The following is a 16,729-nucleotide window of genomic DNA, read 5'->3' as shown; positions in this document are numbered from 1 at the left end:
CGAGGAGACCACCCACGCGGTGATCGCCGCCCACCACGCGGCGGTCAAGGAGGTCCGGGCGATCTCCCCGGAGATCAAGGTCGGCTGGACCATCGCCAACCAGGTCTACCAGGCCCTCCCCGGTGCGGAGGACGTCACCGCCGCCTACCGCCACCCGCGCGAGGACGTCTTCATCGAGGCGGCGCGCGGCGACGACTGGATCGGCGTGCAGTCCTACACCCGTACGCGCATCGGCCCCGACGGACCGATCCCGGCGGCCGACGACGTCGAGCGGACGCTGACGACGTGGGAGTACTACCCGACGGCGGTCGGCGAGGCGCTGCGCCACACGGCCGACGTGGTGGGCGACGTCCCGCTGATCGTCACGGAGAACGGCATCGCCACCGCCGACGACAGCCGCCGCGTCGATTACTACGCGGGCGCGCTGGACGAGGTCGCCGCCGCGCTGGCCGACGGCATCGACATCCGGGGCTACCTGGCGTGGAGCGCCCTGGACAACTACGAATGGGGCACGTACAAGGCCACGTTCGGACTGATCGCCATCGACTGGGAGACCTTCGAGCGCACCCCGCGCGACTCGGCGAAGTGGCTGGGCTCGCTCGGCCGCACCCGCGAACTCCCGCGCACGGCAGCCTGACGCACCCCCGGGGCTGCCCCTCTGTACGGGGAGCCACCTGACGGCTCCCTCGGGTGGGCCGGGGGCCGGCGGATCCTGACGACCGCCGGCCCCCGACCCCCCGGCACCAACCCCCGCACGCGCGGCGCGACTTCACGTATGCCCGGCGCGCCCGTACGATCTCGCGTCCCCCGCGCGACGTCACGTACGCCCGCACGGCCCTCGCACCACCCCCGCGCGACGTCACACGCGCCCGCACGACCTCGCATTCCCCCGCACGGCCGAACACCACGACTTGCCCTTCCCCTCCCCCTTCTGCCACCAGGAGCCGGAACGATGGACCGTCGCACGTTTCTCACCGCCGCAGGGACCGGGGCCGCGGCCCTGTCACTCGGAGCCGTAACCGCCCCGGCGGCTGTCGCCGCCCCCGCCACCGACCCCCGCCTTCTCACCACCTGGTTCCGTGACACGTACCGCTCGATCGAGGCGATGACGACCGACTTCGGCCTCGTCACCGACAAGATCGACCTCAGCGGACCCGGCGCCCCCGTCCAGTCCGCCCAGACCTCGCCGACCAACATCGGCTGCGGCCTGTGGTCGACGGTCGCCGCCGCGGGCCTCGGTGTGATCCGTGAGAGCGCGATGATCCGGGCCCTGACCCGTACGGTCACGGCCGTCGAGAAGCTGGAGCGCCATCACGGCTTCTGGCTCAACTGGTATGACGCGCACGACGGTTCGGTGCTCACCCAGTGGCCGGGCACCGGCGATCCGGTCCGCCCGTTCCTGTCCTCGGTCGACAACGCCTGGCTGGTGACGGGCCTGCGGATAGCCGCCGACGCCGCTCCCTCGCTGCGCCCGCGCATCCACCGCATCCTGGACACGGCGGACTGGTCGTACTTCTACACCCCCTACGACCCCGCCGACCCGGTCGCGGGCCCCGGCCAGCTGCGCGGCGGCGTCTGGACCGACACGGACGAGCCGACCCCGCACCACTACGGAGCGCTCAACACCGAGCCCCGCATGGCCAGTTACCTCGGCATCGCCGACGGCTCCCTCCCGGGCGACCACTACTGGCACCTGCTGCGGACGATGCTGCCGGAGCACGAGCAGGAGCAGAAGCCGGGCGGCGGGTACGTCACCGTCGACGGCGTACGCGTCTGGAACGGGCATTACACCCACCGCGGCCGCAAGGTGGTCCCCACCTGGGGCGGCTCGATGTTCGAGGCGCTGATGGTGCCGCTGTTCGTGCCGGAGCAGCAGTGGTCGCCGCGCGCGTGGGGCGTGACCCACCACCGCTACGTGCGCGGCCAGATCGACCACGGCCTGCGGGAGGCGGAGTACGGCTACTGGGGCTTCTCCCCCTCCAACGTCCCCGAGGACGGCTACCAGGAGTACGGGGTCGACGCCCTCGGCATGCAGGTCGACGGCTACGCCTCCAACACCGACCGCACGCACACCGCGGACGGCGAACCCCTGCCGCCGCCCTCGGCGTTCACCAACGGCGTCGTCACCCCGCACGCCTCCTTCCTGGCCCTGCCGTACGCGGGCCGGGAGGCGGTGGCCAACCTGCGGGCGCTGGAGCGGGACTTCGGCGCGTACGAGGACGGGCTCGGCTTCCGGGACTCGGTGAACGTGTCCACGGGCCGGGTCAGCGACTTCATGCTCGCCCTGGACCAGGGAATGATCGTCGCGGCCCTCGCCCAGGAGCTGCGGCCCGGCCTGCTCCAGCAGCCGTTCCGCACGGGCGGCTTCCGGTCCCGGGTGCGGCCGCTGCTGGAGCGGGAGCGGTTCTCGATCTGAGTTCGGCCTCTGCCCTTCCGCTTCCTCGGGCGGGGCCGAGCCCGCGCGCCTCTGGCAGGTGCGCGCGGGCTCGGCCGCAGGCTGCCGTCTTCGCGGTCAGGCCGAGGGCTCGGCGTGCTCCGAAATCCGATCACGCCGACTGAACGGGCAGGGCCCGCCAGAATGGTCACCGCACTATGGGCACCGGGTTGTCCGGAGTGTCGAGCCAAGCCCGTTGCCCCTCACGGCTCACGGTCAGACCGAACCGCTCGAAGTCCGGGCGGCCCCGGGCGTCCCACCACGCGTAAGCAGCCTCGGTCGCATCCCAGAGTCGCCGGGGCCCCGACTGCACCACCTCGAACGACTCGGCTCCCGGTTCGTAGTCGGCAGATGCCCATGACTGGCCGTCGCCGCTGTAGGTCCACAACGTGTACGAGCCGTCGTCGTACCGCTCCACCGTCCAGAACGCTTCCGCCATCTGCAGTCCGATGGCGAACTGGACCAGCCATCCCTCGACAGCGGCAGGTGACAGCGACGTCCTGCTCCTGTCGCCGTCGGCGGGCCATGGCCGCCCCTTGAGGTAAGCATCGTGCGGGAGCCGTCCGGGACGCTGCTGCCGTAGGCGCATGAACGCGCTGGAGCGGGTGAACGGCCCGCTCGCCCCGTCACCGTCCACGGTCAGCCGGACGATGGCCTCCCCTCCGTACGGTGTCCCCCACGGGGCGACGATGAGCCCTCCGGGCAGTGTCTGCTCGATCCAGGACCGGGGGACCTCTCCGATGGAGCAGGTCGCTTCCACCCGGTCGAACGGTGCGCCCTCGGGGTGGCCGAGCCGCCCGTCCCGCACGACCACCAGCGGGAACAGCCCCGCTACGCGGTGGTTCTCGCATGCCTCCTTCGCGATCTCCGCGTCGAACTCGATGGAGACGACGTTCTCCGCACCAAGCCGATGAGCGAGGAGCGCGGAGTTCCACCCGGTGCCGGTGCCGATCTCCAGAGCCCTGTGCCCGTCTTCCACACCGAGATCGGCCAGCATCGAGAACACCATGCGGGGCTGCGAACTGGAGCTGGACGGCGTCCTTCCCACTCCGTCTCCGGTGTGGCTGCCGTCGTCCCATTGTGTGGTCAGCGGAATGTCCGAGTACACCGCGCTGAACCATGCGTCCGCGTCCTTGACCCGATCCACCACAGGGTGCTGCCGGGTGCCATCCGCGATGCCGGGCCAGATGCGGTCAGGAACGAACATGTCCCGGGGGACCGCCTGATAGGCGGACAACCAGTCGTCCCGCAGAACGCCCGAAGCGACGAGCGCGGAGGCGAGCCCCGCAGGGCCCGTCCCCTCGTTACGTGCAGTCATCCGAAGCTACTTCTTCGCCGGGCCGGAGCCGTCGGAAGAATTGCCGCCACTCGTCTCGGAGCCGCCACCCCCGTGACCGCGTCCGCTGCTGCCGTCGTCCTGTTGGCTGCCGCCCTGTCCCGACCCGGTACCTCCGCCGTGCTTTCCGGTCATCATTGTGCTCCTTCGCCGATTGACGGGTGCGGCCCTGAAAGTGCCGCGCCGCTGTCGACCACGCTAGGGAGGAAGGAGCGGCGTCCCCCAGTGGATTGCGCGAAGTTGCACGCCGATCACTCCAGGGCATCCCTCGCTGATGTGATCAGCTCACGCGCCGAGGCGCCGTAGACCGCCAGCGCCGCAAGCTCCGCGAACGCCTCGGCGTACATGGTCACCTCACTGGGCTGGGTGATCGTGAGATACCCGGAGACCAGCTCGACATTGGTCTGCGCGGCATCGAAGATCCAGAACCCTTCCACGGGCATCCGGGAACGGTCCGGCCCTGTCGGGATCACACCCAGACTGACATTGGGCAGAGAACCCACGGTGAGCAGATGGCCGAGCTGCCCGACAAGGACGTCGCTTCCGCCAATACCGTTCCGCAGCACCGGCTCCTCGATGAGGAAGGCGAATCGGCGTCCGCCCTCGTACAGCACGCGCTGCCGCTCCACGCGCGCGGCCACCGCCTCGGCCACGTCGTCGACCTCGACGCGGCGTCGCTGGACGGCGCGCAGCACCGCCCCGGTGTATCCGCGTGTCTGGATCAGCCCCGGCACGAACCACGACGAGTAGGACCGGAAGCGGCGGGTGCGTTCGAACAGCGGCAATCGCGCTTCCTGCGCCCGCTTGAGCCCGGCTTGCTCCATCCGCCTCCAGCCGACCCACATGCCCTCGGCGTTCCGGAGCGACGCGAGGAGGTCGGCGGTCTGATCCTCCGCGTCGCACGCCCGGCACCAGGCACGGATGTCACCAGCGGACGGGGGCGTGCGGGCATTCATGATCCGCGACGACTTCGATGGATGCCAGCCACAGCGCACGGCGATCTCGCGCCCGGTCAGCCCGGCGTCACGGCAGAGGCCGGCGAGCCGGTCCGCGAGAATCCGTCGGGCCTGCTGAGCACTTGAGGAAGGAGATTCGGCCATGACTACGCGAGGTCAGCGAGGCCGGTACTGCTCATGCGGCACAGCACGTTCCCACACGGCCTCGAAGGCGTCCGCGCACAGCTTCACCAGCGCCGGGTCGTCCGTGTACTCCCGCCCGTCCTCGTCCAACTGCCCGTTTCCGGTGAAGTGGTGGAAGAGGGCCTGCTCCCCGTCGAACAGCCAGAAGTCCATGCTGGGCAGGGCAAGACCGGTCGCTCTGCGTCTGGGCAGCCAGCGAACCACCTCGCCCGCTGCGAGGTTGGTGAACGTGTTGTCGTACTCGTAGCTCACGTAGTCGCTGATCGGCTCGGACACGACCCGGGCGCGCCGGACCGCGACTCCCCGGCCGACGGCCTCGCGTACCGCGTCGTGCCAGCCGTTCCACCACGTCGAATGCTCGCCCCGGTCGAGGCGCACACCCTGCTGCCAGGCGATGTACCCGGGATCGTCGAGCATGTACGCATCGCGCAACTCCAGGTGCACTGCCGATCGCTGTGCTCGTGCCAGAGCATCACGCGCCGGAGGCTGCATGTCCCGCCTCTCCGCCACGATCGTCTTCCCGGCGAGCAGGAAGGTAGTCCAGCATGGCGGCCGGCAGCCGGATGATCGTCTCGTTGTCGGGGACATCGGTGGTATGGCCGGGAAGGGAGCCGACTTCCTTGCAGTCGTTCACTTCTGCCGCAGTCGCTCGGTACGACTGGATCAGAAGATCCCCCGTTTCTTCGTGAAGCCAGATCGTCGGCGACTCATCGGTCGGGGAGTCGGGGTCGATACCGAGAAACCTTAAAGCCATGGCCAGCTCCCGCTGTCGAGGGTTGCATCAGCATGCACAAGCGTTCCCTTTCAGGATGGCGAAGGTCAAGAGCCCCGAGGGGGCGCACAGAATGGCCTCTAGCGATCCCTCTCGGAGAACAGGTGCGGGTGCGCCCCCGCGAGCACGGCGTCCACCGCTGCGAGCGTCGGATCGACGATGCTCCAGTCATGGGCGGAGGGGTGGCCGGCGAACAGGCCGCACGCGTCCTCGCCCCGGGGGTCGGTCGCGCCGCACCAGGCCAGCTCCGCCAGGGTCACCCGACTGCCGCTCCAGCGGGCCCAGACAGCGGTGCGGTTCGCGTCGTCGTCCCACAGCGCCATCGTGTGGTCGCCTTCGTGGTCGGCGGCCAGCTCGCAGACGAGGTATCCGGCTTCCGGGCGACTGCCACCGGGCGCGGCGAGCCGGATCAGGAACTCCGGGGGTGGCAGCAGGGTTACGGCGGTGCACTGGTTCATGGGGTGGGAAACCTCCGGTCGCCGTCAGGGCGCGTCGGTGTCGGGTACGTCGGGGGCATCGGGCGCACCGAGGGCGTCGTCCTCGGAGACGAGTCGCCGGACCTCGCTGTGGACGTGTTCGGCGATGAGGTCGCCGAGCGGGTCGGTCACGGAGAAGGAGTGCGGCCCGGGGTGGTGGTCGAAGTACGCACACGTGGTGACCGTGCGGGTCGCCAACTCGCGGAGCACGGCGGGGCACAGCCGCAGCGTGTCGAGCCGGTGGACGCGGTGGGCGCCGGTCCCCGACCAGCGGAACCACAGGTCCCGGTCGTCCGGCACGTCCGCCGTCCACAGGTGCGCTGCGTGCTCGGCCGTCTCGTCGTGGTCGGCCAGCTCGCAGAGGGCGAAGTCCTCCGCCTCCACGACGTCGGGCGGGTGCTCGGGCCCACCCTCCATGGCGGCGAGCGCCAGCAGCGTTTCCGCGTAGGGGACTTGGGCCACGGCGGTGCATTGCAGCACGAGGTCAGGCCCCTTCCGCTTCCGTACGGGGCGGATACGGGTGGTCCGCCGAGGCCGCCGCCACCCACCCGCACAGATCGACGGGCCACGCGCCGAGGGTGACCCCCAGCCCCACGAAGGGGTCGACCACGGTGAGCAGGGCGGGGCGCCCGGATTCCAGTGCGCTCATGGCGTGGTCCTGGCTGCCGTGGTCGCCCGCCCATGCCCGGAGCGCCTCGGGGGCGTCGGAACCGTGGAAGGTCACCGGCCGGACGTCTCGCGCACCGAGCCACGGAGCGGCCCGGGCCGGATCGCGCCCGTGCCCGTGCCCGTCCGCCATGCGCAGGGCCTGCCGCCGGAGCCAGCGGAGGACGAGCCGGCGGTTCGGCAGGGCGACTCCGCCGATCGGGAGAGCCCGGCCGCCGACCGTCACCGTGACGGCCGCGACGTAGTCCAGCGCCCTCACACGGCGCGGGCCCGAAGAGGCCGGCTTCACAGCACTTCTCCCCGACTGCGGGCGTTGAGCCGCGCGGTACGGGCCCGAAGCTGCTCCATGAGCAACGCGGGCCGCACGTAGCGCGGTTCGACCTCCCACTCGCGCCCGCCGCCGACCGGCCGCAGGGACCAGTACGGACCGGCGACGCCCTGGAACTCCCCCACGCGGTCACCGCGACTGGTGTCCGCCAGGAGGGTCCCGGGGTCCGGGACGTGCGGGGGTCGCCCCGAATTCGAGCTGACGTTCTCGCCGTACACCGATCGCTCCTCTCTGTAGTCGAATGACTACCGGGGGGACTCAGCGTGGCCTAGCGTGGAGACGTCTTCAACGTTTCGAATTAGGGGGATACGTTGGTCAACCGCAAGGAAGTGAACCCTGACGGGGGCCCGGAGGCGGCCTACGGAGCACGCCTGCGCAGGGAGCGCGAAGCACGGGGCTGGAAACAGGACGACCTCGGCGCGCACATCGGCTACACCGGGCGGCACGTTTCCGGGGTGGAATTGTGCCACAAGTCCCCAACTCGCAAGTTCTCGATCGCCGTTGACGTGGCGATGAACTTTACGGGAACCGCTGATTCGTTCGAGCGCGAGTGGCGCAAGATCAAGCACGGGGTGCTGTTGCAGGGCTTCCCGGAGTACGTGGCGCTGGAGGGCCGGGCGGCGGAGATCCGGCTTTTCGAGGTGGGCGTCATCCCGGGGCTGCTGCAGACCCGGGAGTACGCGGAGGCGCTGGCGCACGGGGCGGTCGACCGGGGCGTCATCACCCCCGAACAGGCCGATCAGCGCGTCTCGTTACTCATGGAGCGCCAAGGTGCGCTGTTACGCGCCGTGCCACCGATACTGATCGCCGTGCTGGACGAGAGCTGTACCCGCCGCCCGATCGGCAGCCCTGCCGTGATGGACGCCCAGTTGCAGTATCTGGTCGACTTCGCCGCGCAGTCCCACACCATGCTCCAGATCGCCCCTTACAGCGTCGGTGAGCAGCGGCCCTTCAATCGGGCGGTGAACCTGCTGACGCTCCAGGACCGGTCCGTGGTCTCCTACGTCGAATCCGAGACGCAGGGCCATCTGGACCGCGAACTCAGCTCCGTCATCCCGATGGTGAGGGCCTACCATCAGTTGCAGGCCGTGTCTCTGTCGCAGACAGATACCGTGGACATGATCCACCAGCATCGAAAGGGCGCCCCGTGACGACCGAATCCACGACCCCGCAGTGGGTCAAGTCCTCCTACAGCGACAACGGCGGCACCTGCGTCGAGTGGGCCCCGCGTACCGCGTCCGCCACCGGCACCGTCCCCGTACGCGACTCGAAGAACCCGGGCGGCCCGGCCTTGGCCGTCGCCGCCGTGGCGTTCACCTCCTTCGTGGCGGGCATCAAGGCCGGTGGCTTCGACACCAGCGTCTGACCGCCGCCGCTGCCACCACTCCGGCTACGACCCACCGTGCCCGCACGGTGGGGCGTCCCGCTGTCCGGGTAGAGAAACCGGTGCCGGCGGGAACGTTGTCCGCTCTCGGCGACCCGAAGGCGTCCTCATCCCGCACCGGCCTCCTGCGAGAAAGCAGTTGCGCTCGTCGGCTTCCGGTCGTCAGGGTGTGATGGTGATCGGAACGGAGATCGAACTCCCCGTCGCGGACGGGGTCCTCTCGGGTGTGGACTTCGGTGGCCGCGGTGAGGGGGTGCTGCTTGTCCACGGCAGCGGACAGAACGCCGCCGCCTGGGCGGATGTGGCCTCCCGGCTGGTGAGCGAGTGTCATCCGGTCGCCATCGACCTGCGGGGCCACGGGCAGACCGGGCTCGACTCCACCGGACCCGAGCAGTACTGGCGAGACCTCGGTGGCGTCGTCACCGCGCTGGGCTGGGACCACCCCGTGCTGGTGGGCCACTCCACCGGCGGGTACGCGGTGACGGCTGCCACTGCCGGGGGCCTCGTGGAACCGGCCGCCCTCTGCATCGTGGACGGCGTGGTGCTCGATGACCGTAACGCGTCACTCGCCGAACACGCCGCCGCGCGGACCACCGAGGCGGCGGACCGCTTGCGGGCGATGTTCCGCTACGGCTGGGAAGCGGACGACGACCGGATGCGCGCCCATGTCGAGCAGTGCGTGCGGGAGGCCGGAGGGGACTGGCTCAACGCCGGAGCACGGCACGAACTCGTCGAGGAGGTCACGCGGCGCTCCTTCCTGCGCCGCGGCCACCAGTGGGTACGGCGACCGGCCATCGAGGAGATCGTGGCTGTCACCGCTGTGGATCCCGGCGCGGAGGTCTTCCCCAGCATCGAGGTGTACGACCGCCTCACCTGTCCGATGACGATCGTGCTGGCCGAGCGTGGTTTCTACGCCTCGCGGCGCGACGAAGTGCGTGCCGTCGTCGATGCCGCCCCCGGCCGCCGACTGACCGACATCAGCTCGAACCACAACGTCCCCATGACCCGGCCTGCCGACCTCGCCGCGATCATTCTCGACGTGGTGCGAGACCGAGCTGTGGCATCGGTCGAGAACGTCGATTGATCCCCGTCCCACCCCTCCAAGGAGTTGCTGTGGCCGTAAGCGAGATGTCCATTGCGGACAAGGACGCCGGGCCGTACGGCATCACAGCCGGACCTGACGGCGCACTGTGGCTCACCTTCGCGCACAGCGGCCGCATCGCACGCCTCACCCTGGACGGCGAACTCCACGAGTACCCCCTGGAACCGCCCGGGTGTCGCCCTACGGTCATCGCCCCCGGGCCCGACGGAGCACTGTGGTTCACCCGGTCCCAGGACCACCGGATCGGCCGCATCACCGTCGACGGTGAAACGGAGTCCTTCCCCGTACCCACGCCCGACAGCGGGCCCTTCGGGATCACCGCCGGTCCGGACGGTGCGATGTGGTTCACGGAGATGAACACCGACCGTATCGGTCGCATCACCAGCCGGGGAGAGATCACCGAGTTCGCCCTTCCCTGTACGGGCGCCTATCCCTCGGCGATCACCGCGGGTCCTGACGGGGCCCTGTGGTTCAGCCTCAACCAGGCGAACGCGATCGGCCGCGTCACCGTCCATGGAGACATCGTCATCCACCCGCTCCCCACCCCGGGCGCCGCACCCGTGGGCATCACCAGCGACGGCGCCGCCTTGTGGTTCGTCGAGATCGCGGCGGGCCAGATCGGCAGGATCTCGGTGGCCGGCGCGGTCGAGGAGTTCCCGCTCCCCGACCGCACGGCCAAACCCCACGCCATCGTCGCGGCCTCCACCGGTGACTGCTGGTTCACCGAATGGGGGGCCAACAGCGTGGGCCACATCACCGGGAGCGGCAAGGTCACCGAGTACGGCCTGCCGTCACCGTCGTCCGAGCCGCACGGCATCGCCCTGGGTCCCGACGGCGCCCTGTGGGCGGCCCTCGAAACGGGAGGGGTCGCGCGGCTCGAACCGTAGCCCCAGGACGGTGGACCGCCGCCACTCCGGAGCTCCGCACACATGCTCTGAGCAAACGCCCGGGCAGCCGTGTGCCGGCGCCGCGCCACGCGAGACGCCGACGCGCCCCTCCCGCACCACGGGCCCCAGCGGCTCTGATGGACTCACCTCATGACGGCCCAACTCCCCCGCGTCCTGCGCGCACTCGACGGGTTCCACGCCACCCACCCGTGGGATCACAACGCCCACCACCACCGGTGGATCCTGCGTCGGCTCCCCGGACGTTCCGCCCGCGCCCTGGACATCGGATCGGGCAGTGGCGACCTCGCCCGGCTGCTGGCCTCCCGGGCCGATGCGGTGCACGGCATCGACGCCGACCCCGCGATCGTCGAACGCGCGCGGGAGCGCACAGCTCCCGGGGTTCCGGTGACCTTCTCCGTCGGGGACGCGCTGGAGGACGTTCCGTCCGGGCCCTACGACGTCATCACCTGCGTCGCGACCCTCCACCACCTGCCGTTGAGCGAAGCGCTCACGTACTTCCGCCGGCACCTGGCTCCCGGGGGAACCCTGATCGTCGTCGGCCTCTACCGCCCGCGGTCACGGAGCGACTACCTGATCGACGCCGTCGCCATTCCGTCGAACATCGCCATGGCCTGGATCAAGAACAAGGGCCGCAGAGCACCGCGCCCCGTCGCCATGACCGCGCCGACCCGACCGGCCACCACGGCCTTCCCGGACATCGTTCGCGACGCCCGCCGCGTGCTGCCCGGCGCGCGGCTGCGCCGACGGCTGTTCTGGCGCTACACCTTGGTCTGGAAGCAGGGCCTGTCCCCTACGGAGTGAAGCCCGCCGAGCCCCGTGCCTCTGCGGGCCGCTCGGACGGTCAGGCCGTCCTTCACGTACCGGGTGCGTCCTGGGCGGAGAGTTCCACGGCCAGTTCCATACAGCGCAGGCGGGCCGGGGAGAAGTCGTAGGGCATCTTGCCGATGGCTTCCAACACGCTCATGGAGCCGGCCTCCCGCCCCCCGGAGCCGGGATCTGCTCCCTCCTCGCCGCCGTCGGCGGTTTCCGGGTGCGCGGCCTCCCAGGCATCGAAGAGAGCCTCGTCCTCCTCGCTCAGGCCGGACTCCTCGATGACGGCGTGCAGGGCGTTCTCGAAGGCGTACCGCTCGGCGGCAACGTGGGCCACCCGCGGATCATCGACGGCGACGGCGTCGTCGAGTGCCTCCTCGGCGTCGTCGACGCGGTCGGATTCCTGCCGCAGGGTGGGATGCGTGGCCAGGGCGATGAAGCGGGTGGCCTGGACCGCCGCGCCGAGGGGCCCGAAGATCCGCTCGGTGACCAGCAGGGTGTCCAGGTCCTCCTGGCGCAGGGAGCCCTCGGGCAGGGTCTTGAGGCGGCCGGTGACGAGGTCGGAGAGCAGGCCCATCCGGCTGCCTTCGGTGCGCATCCGCCGCACGGCGGCCCGCTGCCGCCGCAGCTCCGCCTCCTGCTCGGCGAGGGCTTCCTCCAACCGCTCCAGGACGCCCGCGATGGCTTCCCCGCTGTCCTCGCCGGCGGAGACCGTGCCGGTCGCGAAGGCGTCACGGATGTCGTCCAGGGCGATCCCCGCGTCGGCCGTCCTGCGGATCCACAACAGGCGGATCATGTCCTCGTACCCGTAGCGGCGGCGGCCGTCACCGCCCCGCTCGGGCTCGGGGAGCAGGCCGATCTCGTGGTAGTGGCGAATCGCCCGCGGGGTGCTGCCGGCGAAGGCCGCCGCGTCACCGATCTTGATCCGGCGGGGCGGCACGAAGGACGAATGCATGGGCAGGGACCTTTTCTCCAGGGACCGGGACCGGGGCGTAGGACCACCGGACCACATGCCGCTACGGAAGGTGCAACCGCGCCCCCTGCACAGTGCCCCGCGCCCATGGGATCGCGGCTCCGGTCTGCCTCTGCCTCCCGGTTCCGCTCCACGACCCCCGCCCCTCTGTTCTCGGCCTGAACCGAGGCAGTATCCGGCCGGAGTTTCGTGGTCCGGGGCGCATCCACCACCAGTGACTTAGCGTGTTGATCATCGCCGGAGTGGCTACGTGTGGTCACGAGGTAGCGGCGCGAGGTACGAGGGAGCTTGATGGTGACGGAGACCGATTGGCGACGGCGGTCCGTGGTCGTGACGGGCGCGACGCGGGGCATCGGGCGGGGCATCGCGGAACTGTTCGCCCGTCGTGGCGCCGCGGTCACCATCACGGGGCGGGACGAGGAGGCCGCCCGCGAGGTGGCGGACGAGCTCGCGCGGACCACCGGATCCCGGGTTGCCGGTCTGGGCGTGGATCTCCGGGACCCGAGCGCGATCGAGGCGATGGCCGACGAGGCCGAGGCGCGCCACGGGCATGTGGACGTGGTGTGCGCGAACGCCGGGGTCTTCCCCGAGAGGTCACTGAGGGAGATGACGGCCGCGGATGTGGACGATGTCCTCGCCATCAACCTGCGGGGCTCGATCCTGACGACGAAGGCGTTCCTGCCGGCCATGGAACGCTCGGGACACGGACGCGTGGTGCTCACCTCCTCGATCACCGGGCCGACCACGGGGTACAGCGGGTGGTCCCACTACGGAGCGAGCAAAGCGGGCCAGCTGGGTTTCCTCCGGAGCGCCGCACTGGAACTGGCCCCGGCGGGCATCACCGTCAACGCCGTCCTGCCCGGAAACGTCCGCACCGAGGGGCTGAGCGAACTGGGCGAGGACTATCTGCGCCGCATGGCCGCCACGATCCCGGCCGGCCGGCTCGGCGAGACCTCCGACATCGCGCACGCCGTGCTCTTCCTCGCCTCCGACGAAGCCTCGTTCGTCACCGGTCAGACGCTCACCGTCGACGGCGGCCAGACCCTGCCCGAATCGCTGGACTCGTTCGTCCCGTTCACCTGACACCGGCGGCCCGGCAGTGCGACGCCATCGGCGCTTCGCCTCCGGCGTGATGCGTCGGCCCCCGCGCGGAGCACGGGCGGCAGCAGCACTGGATCAGCGTTACGGGGGCCGAGGCGCCACGGGAGACCCGCGCGCTACGGGTGGCAGAGAGCCCGGGCGCGCACCGGGTCGACGGGCCCGCGCCCGCCCTCGCCCATGTCCAGGTGGTACTTGACCTGCCACGCCTGGGTGGCCCGCGCCTGCCGGCCGGTCGTGATCGCACCCGGCGGACAGACGCGGAAACCCCGCTTCCCGCCCACAGCGTTACGGGACACGATGCCGCGCTCGCACAGGACGTCGAGCGGGAACACGAACTGCCCGGAGCGGCCCTTGTCCCGGGCGCCGATGACGACGAGGTCGATGCCGTCGTCGGCACCGGCCTTGGCCGGGGTGGTCCTGGCCACGCGAAAGGCGACCGCCCGCTCGTCGAGCGTGAAACGGTGAGCCGCGTAGTCGGCGCTCTCCGGTTCGGGCACCGGCAGCGAGCAGGTGAAGCCGGCCGGGTCGTACACCGATGACTTCGCTGCTCGCAGGTCACCGTGAAGCCCCGCCCACGGTCGATTTATCGCCATACTCCCATCCTGTCACCCCGTCACGAGGGCGGACCCTTGGCAGCATGTTGACATGACCTTGACACTCTTGGTCCTGCGCCCGAGGCTCGGATTCCCCCCATGGACAGCTTGACGACAATGAGGTGCAGCCCCCATGCGATCACGCCCCATCGGATTCCTCCTCTCGACCCTCGCGGGCGCGGCGCTCGCGTTCGGCGGCACCACGGCCGCCTCCGCGATCCCGTCCACGGCCCCGGCCTCCGGTTCCGCGTCGGCCGGTGACGTCGGTACGGCCGACGCCTGTTACACCTGGAGCGGCACGCTCCAGGAAGGCTCCAGCGGCGAAGCCGTACGTCAGCTCCAGATCCGGGTCGCCGGCTACCCGGGCACCGGCAACCAGATCGCCATCGACGGGGCGTTCGGCCCGGCCACGAAGGCGGCCGTGTCGCGCTTCCAGGCCGCGTACGGGCTGGCCGCCGACGGCGTCGCCGGAGCCCAGACGTTCAGCAAGATCTACCAGTTGCAGGACGACGACTGCACCCCGGTCAACTTCACCTACGCCGAGCTGAACCGCTGCAACTCCGACTGGTCCGGGGGCAAGGTCAGCGCCGCCACCGCCCGCGCCAACGCCCTGGTCACCATGTGGAAGCTCCAGGCCATGCGGCACGCCATGGGTGACCGGCCCATGACCGTCAACGGCGGCTTCCGCAGCGTGTCCTGCAACAGCGCGGTCGGCGGGGCCGCCAACAGCCGCCACATGTACGGCCACGCGGCCGACCTCGGCGCGGGATCCCAGGGCTTCTGCGCCCTCGCCCAGGCGGCGCGCAACCACGGCTTCACCGAGATCCTCGGCCCGGGCTACCCGGGCCACAACGACCACACCCACGTCGCCGGCGGCAGCGGCCGCTTCTGGTCCGCGCCCAGCTGCGGCATCTGAGGCCCGGCGCGCCCCGTCTCCCCCGCCGCCGTCACCCCGCCTGCCCGGCGGGGTGACGGCGGCGGTCAGGTTCCGGTTCCGGGGGCCCCGGCGACGGCGATCGTGCCCTGGGCCACCGCGCAGAGGGTTTCCACCCCTTCGGCGTCCACCATCAGCAGGTCGCAGCGGCAGACGACCCGGGTGCGGCCCGGGCGGACCACCTGGGCCCGCGCGCGCAGCACCTCGCCCCGGGCCGGGCGCAGATAGTCGATGGTGAAGCCGGCGGTCAGGACGGACGGGCCGACGGCCGCGCCCGCCGCGAAGGTGAGGGCGTTGTCGGCCGCGTAGCTCAGGACTCCGCCGTGGACGAAGCCGTTCTGCTGGCGCAGCTCGTCCCGTACGTCCAGCTCCAGGACCGCGGCTCCGTCGCCGAAGGCCGTCAGCCGCGCGCCCAGCAGGACACTGAAGGGCTGGGCATCCAGAACCTGTTGCCCGAACGCGAGTTGCGAGGCGTGTGCCTCCATGGTCCACCTCTCATCCCTGGTGCGGTGAGCGTCGCCTCCCGGGCGTCGATCCGTCAACATCGGCCCCGCGGAACCCCGTCGCACCGGGCCACTACTGTCTGCCGGATGGACAACAGGATCCCCCGGGGCAGTTGGCTCGACGACGACATCTTCCGCGAGCTGGTGCGCGAGGTCACTCCGCTCCGCTTCGGCTCGTGGAGCCTGGCGGATTTCGAGCACGCCACCTCGACGCTGGGCTGGGAACTCCGGGAACCCAAGGAGGTCGTGGGCCGGGTCCGGCGCAGATTCGCTCCCCGGAAGGGGCCCCGGAGCGGCTACGGCACGGTGATCGCCGACGCCTCGGCACCCGATCAGGTGCGCAAACTGAACGTCCGCGTCATCGACATGCCCGCCGAGGACCTCGCCTCCGCCGCCCGCCTCGTCCGCGCCGCCTGGTGGGTCATGGAAGAGGAGCTGGGGCCGCCCGCCCTGTGGGGAGGCGACTTGGGCCCGTGGATGCTGTGGCGGCTCCCCGGCGCCTGCCTCATCGTGCACACGCACGACGAGGGCGAGGTGAGCCTCGAACTCCTGCCTCCCGACGCGGACACCGACGCCGCCGGAAACGGATATTCCCATGGTCGCTGGCGCGCCGCCGAGCAGTCCGTCCTGCCGGTCGCACCCGCAGCTCCGCATGCCCCGGACACCACGTGGGAAGCCGTGGAGAAGCGCCTGTCCGAAACCCTGCGCTCCCTCGGCCACGACACCCCGTTCTTCCCCGGCAGATTCATCCTGCACCTGGGATCCGCCGACGATCCCCAGCGCTTCGTCCAGTGCTGGAGCCAGGATCGGGGTCTGGTGATCGAAGCGACCGGCTATCTGCACCAACCGGACGCGGCCGACCCCGCCCGGCTGGCGCGGAGCGGCTGGGACTCCTCCCCCTCGGTCTGGCAACGCCGCTTCCCCGACGCCATGGACGAACCCGCGCACGCCGCGACGGGCGCCCGCATGCTCGTCGAGGAACTGCGGCGGCTGGGCGTCGGCCTGGCCGACCTCTCCTACGACGGCACCATGACCGGCCGCGGGCGCGGCTTCCACCTCGACCTGCCGGACCTGGGAATCCCCCGCGTCCACCAGCCCGCCGTCTGACAACGGCCGGGCTCCCCGAACGCCCCTGTGCCGGGAAACCGCTGCCGGACTCATTGACACCGGGGTGTCCCGCTGCCACCGTCTCGTCTGACGACGGCAGTCGCGGACCACAGCCCCACCGGTCCGTCGTACGCACTTCCCACCGCCCCACGCACCTTCCCCC

21 protein-coding genes are annotated in these 16,729 nt (G+C 70.9%); 10 read left to right on the top strand and 11 right to left on the bottom strand.

Annotated features, from left to right (window positions below):
• Both HET64_RS24250 and HET64_RS24245 read left to right on the top strand, forming a co-directional pair.
• On the top strand, positions 1-637 hold a 637-nt coding region (locus HET64_RS24250; protein ID WP_215108887.1), incomplete at its 5' end, for a family 1 glycosylhydrolase.
• A 315-nt stretch (positions 638-952) separates the two neighbouring features.
• Positions 953-2,416, top strand: a complete 1,464-nt coding sequence (locus HET64_RS24245; RefSeq protein ID WP_215108884.1) for a glucoamylase family protein — start codon at positions 953-955, stop codon at positions 2,414-2,416.
• A gap of 166 nt (positions 2,417-2,582) precedes the next feature.
• Here HET64_RS24245 and HET64_RS24240 read toward each other — a convergent pair whose 3' ends face one another.
• From HET64_RS24240 to HET64_RS24205, 8 genes are all read right to left on the bottom strand, one after another.
• Positions 2,583-3,752, bottom strand: coding sequence for a protein-L-isoaspartate(D-aspartate) O-methyltransferase (locus tag HET64_RS24240; protein WP_215108882.1), 1,170 nt, complete (start codon positions 3,750-3,752; stop codon positions 2,583-2,585).
• 269 nt (positions 3,753-4,021) lie between these two features.
• The gene (locus tag HET64_RS24235; protein WP_215108880.1) at positions 4,022-4,870 is read right to left on the bottom strand and encodes a helix-turn-helix transcriptional regulator; all 849 of its coding nucleotides are present in this window, start codon (positions 4,868-4,870) and stop codon (positions 4,022-4,024) included.
• A 12-nt stretch (positions 4,871-4,882) separates the two neighbouring features.
• Entirely contained in the window at positions 4,883-5,401 is a 519-nt protein-coding gene (locus HET64_RS24230; protein ID WP_215108878.1) for a DUF6879 family protein, read from the bottom strand.
• Entirely contained in the window at positions 5,382-5,663 is a 282-nt protein-coding gene (locus HET64_RS24225; RefSeq protein WP_215108876.1) for a hypothetical protein, read from the bottom strand. The genes HET64_RS24230 and HET64_RS24225 overlap by 20 nt, the downstream gene beginning before the upstream one ends.
• Before the next feature lie 98 nt (positions 5,664-5,761).
• A complete protein-coding gene (locus HET64_RS24220; RefSeq protein ID WP_215108874.1) occupies positions 5,762-6,139 on the bottom strand; it encodes a hypothetical protein in 378 nt (125 codons plus the stop codon).
• Between the two features lie 24 nt (positions 6,140-6,163).
• Positions 6,164-6,637, bottom strand: a complete 474-nt coding sequence (locus HET64_RS24215) for a hypothetical protein (protein WP_215108872.1) — start codon at positions 6,635-6,637, stop codon at positions 6,164-6,166.
• 4 nt (positions 6,638-6,641) lie between these two features.
• The gene (locus HET64_RS24210; protein WP_215108870.1) at positions 6,642-7,112 is read right to left on the bottom strand and encodes a hypothetical protein; all 471 of its coding nucleotides are present in this window, start codon (positions 7,110-7,112) and stop codon (positions 6,642-6,644) included.
• Entirely contained in the window at positions 7,109-7,369 is a 261-nt protein-coding gene (locus tag HET64_RS24205; RefSeq protein ID WP_215108868.1) for a hypothetical protein, read from the bottom strand. The genes HET64_RS24210 and HET64_RS24205 overlap by 4 nt, the downstream gene beginning before the upstream one ends.
• A gap of 93 nt (positions 7,370-7,462) precedes the next feature.
• Between HET64_RS24205 and HET64_RS24200 the strand changes: the two genes are divergently transcribed.
• The 5 genes from HET64_RS24200 to HET64_RS24180 all read left to right on the top strand — a co-directional run bounded on the left by HET64_RS24200 (position 7,463) and on the right by HET64_RS24180 (position 11,346).
• Positions 7,463-8,302: a DUF5753 domain-containing protein gene (locus tag HET64_RS24200; RefSeq protein WP_215108867.1), complete on the top strand. Its 840-nt coding sequence runs from the start codon at positions 7,463-7,465 to the stop codon at positions 8,300-8,302.
• Positions 8,299-8,517, top strand: a complete 219-nt coding sequence (locus tag HET64_RS24195) for a DUF397 domain-containing protein (protein ID WP_215108864.1) — start codon at positions 8,299-8,301, stop codon at positions 8,515-8,517. The genes HET64_RS24200 and HET64_RS24195 overlap by 4 nt, the downstream gene beginning before the upstream one ends.
• 193 nt (positions 8,518-8,710) lie before the next feature.
• Positions 8,711-9,619, top strand: a complete 909-nt coding sequence (locus tag HET64_RS24190; protein ID WP_215108889.1) for an alpha/beta fold hydrolase — start codon at positions 8,711-8,713, stop codon at positions 9,617-9,619.
• Positions 9,620-9,648: 29 nt separating this feature from the next.
• Positions 9,649-10,524: a virginiamycin B lyase gene (locus HET64_RS24185; protein WP_215108862.1), complete on the top strand. Its 876-nt coding sequence runs from the start codon at positions 9,649-9,651 to the stop codon at positions 10,522-10,524.
• 150 nt (positions 10,525-10,674) lie between these two features.
• Positions 10,675-11,346: a bifunctional 2-polyprenyl-6-hydroxyphenol methylase/3-demethylubiquinol 3-O-methyltransferase UbiG gene (locus HET64_RS24180; protein WP_215108860.1), complete on the top strand. Its 672-nt coding sequence runs from the start codon at positions 10,675-10,677 to the stop codon at positions 11,344-11,346.
• A gap of 52 nt (positions 11,347-11,398) precedes the next feature.
• Here HET64_RS24180 and HET64_RS24175 read toward each other — a convergent pair whose 3' ends face one another.
• Entirely contained in the window at positions 11,399-12,310 is a 912-nt protein-coding gene (locus tag HET64_RS24175; RefSeq protein ID WP_215108858.1) for a MerR family transcriptional regulator, read from the bottom strand.
• A gap of 309 nt (positions 12,311-12,619) precedes the next feature.
• On the opposite strand from HET64_RS24175, the gene fabG reads away from it, so the two are divergent.
• Entirely contained in the window at positions 12,620-13,411 is a 792-nt protein-coding gene (fabG, locus tag HET64_RS24170; protein ID WP_215108856.1) for a 3-oxoacyl-ACP reductase FabG, read from the top strand.
• A gap of 134 nt (positions 13,412-13,545) precedes the next feature.
• Here fabG and HET64_RS24165 read toward each other — a convergent pair whose 3' ends face one another.
• Positions 13,546-14,022, bottom strand: coding sequence for a MepB family protein (locus HET64_RS24165; protein WP_215108854.1), 477 nt, complete (start codon positions 14,020-14,022; stop codon positions 13,546-13,548).
• Positions 14,023-14,155: 133 nt separating this feature from the next.
• Here HET64_RS24165 and HET64_RS24160 point away from each other — a divergent pair, with 133 nt between their 5' ends.
• Positions 14,156-14,938, top strand: coding sequence for a D-Ala-D-Ala carboxypeptidase family metallohydrolase (locus HET64_RS24160; protein ID WP_215108851.1), 783 nt, complete (start codon positions 14,156-14,158; stop codon positions 14,936-14,938).
• 65 nt (positions 14,939-15,003) lie between these two features.
• Here the strand turns inward: HET64_RS24160 and HET64_RS24155 are convergent, their stop codons facing one another.
• The gene (locus HET64_RS24155; RefSeq protein WP_215108849.1) at positions 15,004-15,441 is read right to left on the bottom strand and encodes a PaaI family thioesterase; all 438 of its coding nucleotides are present in this window, start codon (positions 15,439-15,441) and stop codon (positions 15,004-15,006) included.
• A gap of 105 nt (positions 15,442-15,546) precedes the next feature.
• On the opposite strand from HET64_RS24155, the gene HET64_RS24150 reads away from it, so the two are divergent.
• Positions 15,547-16,566, top strand: a complete 1,020-nt coding sequence (locus HET64_RS24150) for a hypothetical protein (protein WP_215108847.1) — start codon at positions 15,547-15,549, stop codon at positions 16,564-16,566.
• The last annotated feature ends 163 nt before the right edge of the window (positions 16,567-16,729 follow it).

Origin of the sequence: Streptomyces sp. McG3 (genome assembly GCF_018619185.1) — a bacterium.
GTDB lineage: Bacteria > Actinomycetota > Actinomycetes > Streptomycetales > Streptomycetaceae > Streptomyces.
This window is presented reverse-complemented; position numbering and strand designations above follow the sequence as displayed.